This window comes from Colwellia sp. SU-HH01172 (assembly GCF_057553355.1).
On record NZ_BAAJMB010000004.1, the window covers coordinates 93,232 to 105,922 of the forward strand.

Below are 12,691 nucleotides of genomic sequence, written 5' to 3' on the forward strand. Positions count from 1 at the left end.
ATATCAGCAGGGCATAGCTATTGTATTCTTGCCCTGTTGAATCAAATCACTTTTATTACCTTAAGGTAAATTATCTAAGTTAACTAACTATGTCTGAGCAAATATATGTCTGAGAAAGTAACCGCTAATCGCATTGCTGAAATTTGTCAGCTAATTCATCAATATAATCATCAGTATTATGTCCTCGATGAACCTAGTGTTCCTGATGCGGAATACGATCGGTTAATGCGTGAATTGTTAACTTTAGAGACTGAATATCCACAGCTTAAAACGCTCGACTCGCCCAGCCAAAAAGTGGGTGGTGCAGCGCTGAAATCATTTAGCCAAGTAACTCATCAGTTACCAATGTTATCGTTAGATAATGTTTTCTCTGCTGAAGAATGGCAAGCATTTGTTAAGCGTATTAAAGACCGGTTGAAGTCTGAACATGACTTTGCCATTTGTGCCGAGCCTAAATTAGATGGTTTAGCCGTGAGTATACGTTACGAAAACGGTGTATTTGTGCAGGCAGCCACCCGAGGTGATGGTAGTGTTGGTGAAAATATTACTGAAAACGTCCGGACGATAAAATCAATTCCGCTGCGTTTACATGGTAATAGTTATCCAGATATTTTAGAAATTCGTGGTGAAGTTTTTATGCCAAAAGCCAGTTTTGACAGCTTAAATCAACAGGCTATTAAAAAAGGTGAAAAAGGCTTTGCTAACCCACGTAATGCCGCGGCGGGCAGTTTACGTCAACTTGACTCAAAAATTACCGCTAAACGCAATTTGGCCTTCTACGCCTATGGTATTGGCTACGTTGGCGCAAATGAAAATATTGATGAACAAGGTGAAAAGGGCAAAGGTATTGATGAAACTTGGTTAGCTAATTCTCATTACCAACGTTTGTGTCAAATAAAAGAACTCGGCTTACCGATGTGTCCTGAGGTTAAGTTACTCGAAAACGCCGAACATGTTGAAGCGTTTTATCAAGATATTCTTCAACAACGTGACGCCTTAAGTTATGAAATCGATGGCACAGTATTTAAAGTTGATGATATTGAACTGCAGCAAGAATTAGGTTTTGTTGCCCGTGCCCCTCGTTGGGCAACAGCCTATAAATTTCCGGCGCAAGAAGAGCTAACCTTACTTGAAGCGGTTGACTTCCAAGTAGGACGTACCGGAGCGATTACACCAGTAGCAAGGCTTAAACCGATATTTGTTGGCGGTGTTACAGTTAGCAATGCCACCTTGCATAACCAAGATGAAATTAATCGCTTAGGCATAAAAATAAATGACACTGTGATTATTCGCCGCGCAGGTGATGTTATTCCACAGATTGTTAGTGTCGTGCTTGAGCGTCGCCCAGAAAATGCGCAAGTTATTAGTTTTCCAAAAGCATGTCCTGTGTGTCAATCTGCGGTGATGAAAGCCGAAGGCGAAGCGGTTCTGCGTTGTACTGGTGGCTTATATTGTCAGGCACAGCGGAAAGAGGCCATTAAGCATTTCGCTTCACGTAAGGCACTTGATGTTGATGGTTTGGGTGACAAGTTAGTAGAGCAATTGGTTGATGAAGGCTTAATAAAAACACCCGCAGACTTATTTAAACTGACTGAGCTTGAAGTAAGTACCATGGAGCGTATGGGCAAAAAGTCTGCTGAAAACCTCATTAATGGTTTAGTGCTAGCGAAAAATACCACCTTAGCAAAGTTTGTTTACGCCTTAGGTATTCGAGAAGTTGGTGAAACAACAGCAGCAAATTTAGCACAGCATTTTCTTACCTTTGACGCCATTAAATCGGCAACGGAAGAGCAATTGCAACAAGTGCCTGATGTTGGCGTGATTGTGGCAAAAAATATTATTAACTTCTTCGCTCAAAGTCACAATGTCGAAGTGGTAGAAGAGCTTGAAGCTATTATGTCTTGGCCTACCATCGAAATAAAAACTGATGATGAATTACCGCTTAAAGATCAGACTTTTGTGCTAACCGGTACCTTAAGCCAAATGGGCCGTAGTGAAGCAAAAGCTACGTTACAAGCGTTAGGCGCTAAGGTTTCTGGTAGTGTTTCTGCTAAAACGCATTATTTAGTTGCGGGTGAAAAAGCGGGGTCGAAACTAACTAAGGCGCAAGACTTAGGTGTTTCGGTATTAACCGAAGATGAAATGCTCGCCCTGATTAACAAGTATGATGTCGAGCATTAATGGTAAATAATTATATAAGGTACTGTATTAAAAGCGCGTTAATGTAGTAATCTGTTACAACTAAAAATAATAACAAATTGAATAGAGTCTATTTTGTCAAAAGTCGTGCTGCCCGCAGATATCTATTTACTTGGCCCATATACGGTCAATTGCCACGAATTAAGTGTAAGTAACGAAAATGGTACAATTACATTACCGGTAAAGGTATTTGAGTTATTAAAGTTATTTATTCAGTCTGAAAACCACTCGGTACAACGCAGTGTCGCGATCGATATTATTTGGGACGGCAATACTGGCGTTGGTGAGCGGGGATTTACTAACGCGATGTGGCATTTGCGTAAAACATTTTCCGATTTGGGGGCTGAATCAGAAGGCATTTTCAAAACCCTGAGAAAAGTGGGTTATATACTGATACTTACCCCTCAACCTGTCTTACCTGAGTTAGTAGCGCCATCCATAGCAGATGATAAAGTGCCTCGGTTTTATGTTACTAATCGCTTTATGCTTTTGTTTGCGGTAATTTCTGCGATTATTTTATTCAGTGTTTATTCTTTTTATAATACGCCAGAGCAAGGTTTGACCACCACGCAACAAGCGCCGAAATCTCTTCGTGAAACTAATTACCAAGGTATTGAAGAGCATCCTGCTATTTCTAATGACGGCAACTATCTTGCCTTTCGCTGGGTTCGTGAATCATCGAAAGGGCAGCTCTATATAAAAGATTTAGTAAATGAAGATGCACCGCTAAGAATGCTTACTCAGAGTAACGATGAGGAAAGTTCGCCAGCTTGGTCTCAAGATGATAGCTCGATAGCTTACGTGCGTAAGGTGGATGAACAATGTCAAGTGAGAGTGAGAAATTTAGTCAGTAATCTAGATGTACTTGTTGATACGGGCTGCGTATATAACCCAATGCGGCATAGTTTAAACTGGTCTCCTGATGGTAGGTATCTGTTATACCCTAAAGCCAACGGCACTGAAATGGCGATATTTCGTTATGACATTAAGCGGGAAACCATATCGCAAGTCAGCTTCCCTCAAGGTAATGAACGTGATGTTATGGCGGTTTTTGGTGGTGACTCAAAAGCAATTATTTTAATTCGCGAACAATACGTGAAAGCCAAATTAGTGCTTATTTCCGAGCACGGTAAAGAACGTAATTTATTAGACTATGATATCTCGATAGTTGGTTTGGCATGGGATCATAGCAACAATGAAATTTATACCAACTTATTGGATGATGCCCATTATGCGATTCATAAGTTTAATCTTAATTCAAACGCTTGGCAGGTGATGAGGAAAATATCAACGCCATCGAATTTAAGTTATAGCGCAAGCCGAGCGCAATTATTTTACTCACGTTATTCAGCCAGAGAACATATAACGCAAGTAGGAATTAATCACGATAAAGAGGTGAGTAAGGTATCTTCTTCCTCAAGAGATATTTACGGTAGCTATAGCAAGGAAAATGAGGGAATAGTGTTTCTTTCTAACCGTGATGATAACTGGGATATCTGGTTGAAATCGAAAAAAAACACAACAAACTTAACTAAAGGCAAAGGTGTTGCCTTGATACCTAGTGTTTCCCCTAATGGTAAAAAATATGTGGTCAATATTAAATTACCCAGTCATGAAAACTTCTCTTTATTTTTAGGTGAACTTGCCTCAGGAAAATTAACCGAGTTAGCGTTGGGCGATATCGAACCGCAAAATCCTGCTTGGTCCCAAGATGGTAACTTTATCCTCTTTACTGCTGATAATGATGGCGTATTTGCATCTTACCAGTATCAAGTAGAGACAGGTAACTTATCGATAATTAGCCGACAAAATGAGAAAAAAATTGTTCATGGCAAAGACGGTATGTACTATATGAGCAGGGAGTTAGTGGCGGGAGTATGGCGCTTCAATCCACAAGAAAATAAGTATAAAAGAATTATTTCAGAGCTCAATGAAAATGATTATGGTGCCTTTTTTTGGCAAGGTGATAGTCTTTATTATTTAACTCGAACTGATAGTGAGGATTTAATAAAAAAATACAGCGGAACTGGCCCTGATGTGGTGGTAAAACGTTTCCCCGCTAACAGTATAAAAAAATATTATGGCATTAGTGCTGCTGACGATAATAGCTTCTTGATTTCAATGGTTAGTTTAAATGATGCTGACATTCATACACTTACTTTTGCAGACTGAGGCTATATAAGGCTCTTATTCCCTCCCAGATTTTCAATTTATCAGCGTATCCTTGCCGACCTTAATGGCAAGGTTATCGAGATTGCTATTTTAGCAACAGAAACCTCTTATTTAATCAAGACAGAAAGTACAAAATACATTGTTTTGTAACACTTCTGTAAATATTTAATCCTTTGATATTTATCATAATTGATGTTTGCTTGATGTTTAATTGAGGTTGATTTGAGCTCAATTCCATTGTTTAACTTTTCGTTTTTCACTACTAATAACTTATGGTCAATTATTCACCAAATTATAAATATTAAAAAAGTGAGTAATTGAATTTTTAGGACGAAAATGAAAAACAAGAGGTTATACATGGTTTTTAAATCATCAACCGTTGCGTTGGTTGTTTCATCCGCTTTAGCGTTTTCTATAAATGCGAGTGAAGTGAAACTTACTAACGAAACTTCCACTAATCAAGCTGTAGCAAATGAACAGACAAATAGTACATCAGATACTCGCTCTGCTTTTAAATCGATAACTGCAGAGTCGGGTGTTTATTTGCTTAGTTTGTCTGAGAAAAGTGCATTGGATGCAAGTTACTCAAATATGGGAGAAAATCGCAGTACCGTTGTTGCCCTAATTGATAAACAGCAAGATGAGGTACTTAAGAAAATTCGTAGCATTGATAGTGCTAGCATCTTAGTACGCAAAGTCAGATTAACGGCTAATGCTATATATGTACAGATGACACATGAAGCGGCGGAGCAGCTTAAAGTAGACGATAATATTGTTAATGCAGAAATGCTAAGTGAGACAGCCAGCTATACCGAAGATGATGAGTTTACAGCCTTTCCATTTTTAAAAATTAAAGAGCCTGGAGATAGTGTTACCGTAGCTATAGTAGGAAACGGCGTCGACTATACTCACACAGCGTTAGGTGGTGAAGGTACTGCAGAGGCTTATGCAAAGGCCTGGGCGAACCGCAGTAATGCCTGGGATGGTTTTCCTACTGATACTGTTATTGGCGGTTTAGATTTTTCTGCAATTGAAGAGGGAAACCACAGTATTGATTATAATCCGATTGAAAATGCCAGTGATGCTAATGTTGATGCAGGCCTGATCCCTTCAGGTACCGCCGTTGCTGCACGTATATTATCACAAGCACCAGATGCCAAAATTTTATCTTATAAAACCTATGATTGGTCTAGCCCTTACTTCATCTCGGTATTAGATGTCATTGTTGATCCTAACCAAGATGGCGATATAAGCGATCGACCAGATGTTATCGTTTTAAATTCATATGGTAATGGCGGCTTTTACGTTGAAGATGATACGCAAGGATCTTCACCGACACGAGAAGTTGGCTTAATAAGACGGTTAAGTGCGTCTGGCTCGCTAGTGGTAATTGGCGCTGGCCAAACTGACTTTAACTATTACTTCAATTTAGCTTGGCGTGCTCTCGCGCCAGAAGCTTTGACGGTTGGTTCGGTTAATATCGACGGTGAAACGGTGACCTTATCAGACTTTACACCGGCAGGTCCTAGTCGTGGCACACATCAATTAAAGCCGGAAGTGGTAGCTCCAGCTGAAAACATTACTGGCCCAGTTGTTGGCTCAGGTGATGGTGAAAAAAGTTATATCGGACATTCAACTTATGCTGCTGCGCATGCTGCAGGTACGGTTGCAACCATTTTAGCGAATTACCCGCAATTAAGCCCGATTGAGGCGAAAGCACTGGTTGCTAATACTGCTATCGCGGACGGTATTAAAGGTTCGACGACCTACAATGATGAAGTGGAACGCAGTATCACAACCATTGCAGAAGTACCTTTTATGGGCACTGGCTTAGTTAATGGTGATATTGCAACAACAGCAGATGCAGTTGTTTGGGATTCGAGTAACTATCAGCCGGGGTTGGCGTTCGGTTTTGTTGAAACACCTAGCTCGACAGCGGTAACTCGTGATTTAACTATTCGGAATTTGACTGAAGAAGTACAGACTTACTCGGTAAGTACAATGACCAATGGTGACAAGGAGAACAATGCCGCGGTTAGTTTTATTGTTCCTGAAACCATTAATGTTCCTGCAAATCATTCATTAACTTTTAATATTACTATGGTGGTGGATGCGACGAAATTGTCAAAGCAAATGTTATTATCATCTGAAGATTTTACCATTGAAAACTTCACGAAAGAAAATGTGAATGGTTATCTAATTTTTGATAATGCTAATGAAGACTCAGCACAATTAAAAATGCCATGGCAGGTGTTTCCAAAAAACTCTACGCCACTGGTGAGAAGTGATTACATTGAATTTTTTACCACTCCTTTTGAGGCTGATGATTGGAATGAAGAAGTCATTGCTGCCGGCAGTGCTGCAATATCACGTACAACGAAATTAACGAATGATAGTACTATTTCGAAAACTATTATGACCATGCCACGTATGCGAAGTATTGACTTTATTCAGCCTAGTAAAGTAGGTGGTCAAGGTCATATGATCAAGAACCTTGGCGCAAGAATTAACCCTGAAGCCTCGTGTGAATCTGGCCAAAAGCTGTCAGTTGCTGTGCAAATGTTCGACAAATGGGATACTCCCATGGCTGAGCACTTTGATCGATTCGGCCACTTATTAACATTCTTCAGTATTTATACGGAAGAATATACTGAACGAATGAACAACAATGCCAAAGCAATAGCAGAAGATGAGTTTCGTGATGATAATGATATCTTAGCCTACATTGAAGTTTTGATGGACAATGACGGTAAGCCTATAATTGAGTTTATTGACTTTGATATTGAATATGAGTGGTGGAATCCACGTGACCGATTTACAACCTCTAGCTTAGAGGTTGATGTTAGTATTGGTGACGATACTGTTATTGCAAATGTGTGTATTGATGAGTTATACCATGATGATCATCAGTCAATTGACAGTTGGAATGAAGACTTAGGTTGGCAATTTGCTACGGATCGCGATGCTAAAGCAGATGTTGATGAAGAGATTATTCGTTATAACCCTGTAATTATGGGACGATCTTTAATGGAGGTTATTGATCATACAGGAAGTCCTGATTACCCACCAAGTCAATATGTTCCTTGTGATCCTAATGGTACCGACTGGTTTGGTAACCCGCGCCCAGACGATTACTGTATTGAAGTCAAAAATACTTTTGCAGCGTATAACGCCGCCATAGGTAAACTATCGACCGATGGTGAAGTGTCAACTTGGTCAAATAATGTTGAGTTGGCGCCAGGTGAGAGCGCTCGAGTAGCGGTTAGTGTTGCGCACCACTGTGACAACCTTGTCGGTGGTATTGGAAGTTTTGAGCCTAGTGAGTACTGTCCACCTGGCGTGATGATATTTGAACTCGGTAGCGATAATACTCTTTATGCAGATACTGATTATGATGGATATTTTGGCGTGAAATCAGGGCAGGCATTTGGCATTTATGAAAACGCGGAAAACGGCACTGTTATTGGTAAGCTTGAACTTCAGTCAGCGATGCTTTTCGAACCTGATGAAGCTCAAGGCGATGTTTATCTTGTTAATGCGATACCTGGAACACCGTTTGCTGTTGATCCTGATGGTACGATTACCGTAGCTAATAGTTCAGCATTAGATTATGAAGAAACTCAGTCTTATACCTTAAAAGTTAATGTTGATTATGTAAACCATGACTCCCAAGTAGTTGATGTCGATGTTTATGTTAATAACCGAAATGACATTGCTCCAGCCGTTACTGAAAATTTAACAACTATTGCTAGCATAGCAGGGCAGGCATTTGAAACCTCAATCGCCAGTGCATTTACTGATGTTGAAGGTGACGGCATAACCTTTAGTTCAGACAGCCTACCAGCTGGCGTTACCATCTCACGTTCAGGAGAAATTACCGGAGTGATAAATACCTCAGGTGACTATCAAGCCAATGTGCTTGCGAGTGATGGTGTTAATACAACCACAGCAAGCCTAAATTTTTCTGTCACCGCATCAACTGCCACTTCAACAGTTTCATCAGAGCCAGCCGAGTCATCAGAAAGTAGTGGTGGTAGCACAGGTTTGCTGTTTATGTTGTTAACAAGTCTTGCATGGTTTGCTCGTCGCGCAGTTAAGTAATTTAAATTGAGAGGCAAAGTCTCTCAGAGAAGGAAATATATTGTGAATTTTAAATTAAACAAAATAGCTTTAGCTCTGCCGATGAGTTTATTAACGCTTGGCGCAGGGGCAGTAGTATCGATAGACGATATTCCAACAATTGAATTCAATCAATTACAAAAGAATAGTAAGGCAAAAGCCGCAAAACAATTTTTTGAAAAACGCTACTTTATTCTACTTGAAGATGAGCCTGTGGCTTTATATCAAGGTGGTATTAAGGGCTTGAAAGCAACCAATATTGCTGCATCTCAAGGTGTTAACAGCACTAGTAATGGCAAACTTAATGTGAATAGTTCGGCATCAATTACTTATAGTAATTATCTTGCCAAGCGTCAAAATGACGCCATTGCTGCTATTAACGTATTGCTAAACCGAGAAGTGAAAATTGAAAAGCGTTTTAAAGTTGCAATTAACAGTTTTGTGGCTGATTTAGAGCCCAACGAAGTGTTAGCGTTACGTAAAATGCCGGGTGTTTTAGCGGTTGAAAAAGAAGAAATGCAACAATTAATGACCGACGTAGGGCCTCAACACGTTGGTGCGACAGCTGTTTGGGATAATGCTGATATTTCAGGCTCTCAAGGTGAAGGGCTTATTGTTGGTGTACTTGATACCGGAATTTCATCATATACACAAACTGCGTGGGATGCATCTAGCTTTGATTATATGACATTTCACCCTTCTTTCGCTGATGTTGGTGTAGACGGTTATGATCATACCAACCCAAACGGTGAAGGTGTTTATTTTGGTGACTGTGTTGATTCTCCGCAATGGTGTAATGATAAGCTTATCGGGGTGATGTCGTTTGAGGGGTTAACTACACAAGTTTCTTGGGATATGCGAGTTGGCACAGGCCAAGATGATCATGGTCATGGTACCCATGTTGCTTCTACCATAGTGGGAAATCGAATAGATGATGTGCATTATCCAACCGTTTATACCGATGAGGAAAGTGAATGGAATCACAAATATTATGATTCTGAACTTTCAGTTTCAATCAGTGGTGTTGCACCGCACGCGAATATTGTTTCATATAAAACCTGCTCAGTTGAAGGTTGTTCTTCGAGCGCCGCAATAGAAGCAATAGAGCATGCGATTGCTAATAATATTGATGTCATTAACTATTCCGTTGGCGGTACGGCAAGTTCGCCATGGTTTAGTTCTGATGCGTTGGCATTTTTGTCTGCTCGTGAAGCGGGGATCCATACCGCTGTTGCCGCGGGTAACTCCGGCATCTTAGGAGAAAAAACCGTTGGTTCTCCGGGTAATTCACCTTGGGTGACAACGGTTGCTGCATTAAGCCACTCGCGGGATTTTACTGAAGAAAAAATTGCGACATTTTCTGGTGGCAGTAGTGAATTAGGTAACTTAATTGGTAAAGGAGCGACTTCAGGAATTACAACATTAACCGATATTGTTTATGCCGGTGATGTTGAAGATGCCAGTCAAGCTGAAACTGCTGGTGGAGTTGGTTATTGTGGTGATTGGTCTTTACCTGGTTCATGGTCAGAAGATTCAGTTGCCGGTAAAGTGGTGATTTGTCGTCGTGGTGGCATTGACTCTGATGGTGAGTCACTAACTCGGTTATCTAAAGGTAATACAGCGCTACAAGCTCAGGCGGCAGGGATGATTTTTATCAACTCTGATGACAGCATAGATAATGTTGAAAATGACCTACATGTATTACCAACGGTGCACTTGAATAAAGCCGATGGTGATAGCTTATTAGCTTGGTTGGCAGAAGGGGAAGGCCATCAAGTGAGCTTTACAGATTCAGAGCTTATGCTTAATAGTGAAAAAGCTGATATAACCGCAAGCTTTACCTCACGTGGTCCAGATTACTTTACCGATGACTATATGATTCCTGATGTTGGTGCGCCCGGTGTCAGTATTCTTGCCGGTGGTTTAGGCGATTACATGCAAAGTGATGCCGCGCAAGCGTGGGAAAAGGTCAATGGTGAGTTTCGCTATATGAGTGGTACCTCTATGGCATCACCACATATTGCCGGTATGTATGTGCTAATGAAAGCTGCGCAACCGAACTGGACACCTGCAGAAGCGCAATCGGCATTAATGATGACGGCTTTTACTGATGTTCATGAAGATGATGATGCTGATGGCGAGTTAAATCGTGCCGATATGCACCGTACCGGCTCAGGCAGTGCCCGGGTGAATTTAGCAATAAATGCTGGCTTAGTGATGAACGAAACACGTGCTGGTTATGAAGCAGCGAATCCACATGCGGAAGAACAAGGCATTAGTGATGACATTGCTAATTGGCATGGACAGCCACATCAAATGAACTTGCCAAGCTTATCAAAAGGCGAATGTTTAATTTCATGTGATTGGACACGAACTTTTAAAGCAACTAAAGCGGGCTCGTGGACCGTAAGCTTCGAATACTACAATGAAGGTTTCACATTAACGAGTGATAATAGTAACTTTACTGTCAGTGACTGGGAAGAAGTCGAGTTAACCTTTACTGCGGAAGCGGCACAAGGTTTAGGTGTTGAGTGGGCCAATGGTCGGGTCATACTTACGCCATCTGATAGTTCTATGCCAGTGCAAACTTTACCTGTTACGGTTAACTTTATTGCCGGTGTAGCACCTGAAAAAACCGAGATCACGGCGAAACGCACCAGTGATTCGTCTCCGGTAGAGGGGATAATGACTATTGGCACTGATGATTTACAAGTGATTAAGTCAGGCTTGGTAAAAGCCGATGTATACGATTTTGAATTAATGCGCGATGCCACTAACGATACTATTTTCCATTATGACAATCCGGAAGATCAGACTATTAAAGTGATGCCATTAAATATTCAAGCGGACTCAAAACGATTAGTCATCGAAGTGCTAGAAACGACATCGCCAGATATTGATATTTTTGTCGGTATTGATTCAGATCTTGATGGTAAGCCTTCACATGAAGAAATGGATTTATTGGTCTATCAAAGTGCGACTGAAGTGACTTTAGAGCTAATTGATGAAGTGAGTCCTCGTAATGATACATACTGGGTATTAGTTCATAACTGGGCTGAAGGTCCTGCTCCATTAACTGAGAATCAAATGCTTTGTGACGAAGGGCAAGAGCCTGATGAAGGCATGGAGTGTGCCGAAGCCCCCATTATGGATAGTGTTAAGCTTTCTATCACGAATATCGAAGTTGATGCTGACAATATGATGATAGAAACACCATCATCGGTTTCACCATTAGAAGATGTTGAGACACGTATTGTTTGGGATGAAACCATGAATGAGAACGATATTTATCATGGTGTATTCTGGCTCGGGACATCTGCGGAGCTGAATAAAAACATTGGCGCGGTGAGAGTTAATTTACGTCGTGGTGAGGATGACGTCAGAATTGATGAGCCGACAATTGCGGGTGACAAAATGACGGTTGCTATTAATGTCACTGAAAATAGCACAGGTGAAGACCGAAGTTACAACTTTAGTATGGAATTAGCCGAAGGTGTAATTGTTGACACCTTAATTCGTGAAGCAAATACCAGTGTTTCATCGATGCGAATGAGCGCCGAAGATGTTGAATATAGTCTTGATGGTAACGTACTGTCGTGGAGTCATGTGCAACAAAATGGTGACTCGACACAAACTTTTAGTTTAGTGATCGATACCGCTAATGTTGCAGGTACACAAGATGCCACACCAACAATCGAGAGCTCAGTTAATACCAGTACGGAAAGTGAAACATTTGCACCACAACAGCCAGTGTTTATTGAAGGACGTCCTATTTTCTCTGCTTCTGCTTCAAGCAGTTCAGTTAAAGAAGGAAAACCGGTAACTTTATCGGCAAGCGTTGTTGATGCGGTTATTGAAAATCCAGAAATAAGCTACCAGTGGACACAAACATCCGGTCCTACGGTTAGCATTTCAGGTAGTGGCGCTTCAATTACTTTTGATGCTCCTACGGTTTCGTCTGATGAAACCATGACCTTCGAGCTTGTTGGTTCAAATGGCTCGAAATCAAGTTTACCTGCACAAGTATCAGTAAATGTTGATAATGCCAGTAGCGGTGGCGCCGTTGGCTGGTTATTAACTTTATTACTCGGAGGGCGCATACTTCGCCGTAATAGAAAATAATCTTATAGGGTAATAAACTCGTACTCTTAGTTTTATTATAATCGAAGCCAATCGTTTGACGATTGGCTTTTTTTCTTTA

4 protein-coding genes are annotated in these 12,691 nt (G+C 40.8%); all 4 read left to right on the plus strand.

The window, feature by feature from the left end:
- Window positions 1-105 precede the first annotated feature (105 nt).
- The 4 genes from ligA (at window position 106) to AC27JP_RS11940 (ending at window position 12,612) form a co-directional block, all read left to right on the plus strand.
- Entirely contained in the window at window positions 106-2,181 is a 2,076-nt protein-coding gene (ligA, locus tag AC27JP_RS11925; RefSeq protein WP_487115341.1) for an NAD-dependent DNA ligase LigA, read from the plus strand.
- Between the two features lie 93 nt (window positions 2,182-2,274).
- A complete protein-coding gene (locus AC27JP_RS11930; protein WP_487115343.1) occupies window positions 2,275-4,371 on the plus strand; it encodes a winged helix-turn-helix domain-containing protein in 2,097 nt (698 codons plus the stop codon).
- Window positions 4,372-4,728: 357 nt separating this feature from the next.
- A complete protein-coding gene (locus tag AC27JP_RS11935) occupies window positions 4,729-8,472 on the plus strand; it encodes a S8 family serine peptidase (protein ID WP_487115344.1) in 3,744 nt (1,247 codons plus the stop codon).
- 42 nt (window positions 8,473-8,514) lie between these two features.
- The gene (locus tag AC27JP_RS11940) at window positions 8,515-12,612 is read left to right on the plus strand and encodes a S8 family serine peptidase (RefSeq protein ID WP_487115346.1); all 4,098 of its coding nucleotides are present in this window, start codon (window positions 8,515-8,517) and stop codon (window positions 12,610-12,612) included.
- The last annotated feature ends 79 nt before the right edge of the window (window positions 12,613-12,691 follow it).

Excerpts from the sequence above, each read along its gene's own strand:
- ligA (WP_487115341.1), top strand. The coding sequence starts at position 106 with ATGTCTGAGAAAGTAACCGCTAATCGCATTGCTGAAATTTGTCAGCTA.
- AC27JP_RS11935 (WP_487115344.1), top strand. The coding sequence starts at position 4,729 with ATGGTTTTTAAATCATCAACCGTTGCGTTGGTTGTTTCATCCGCTTTA.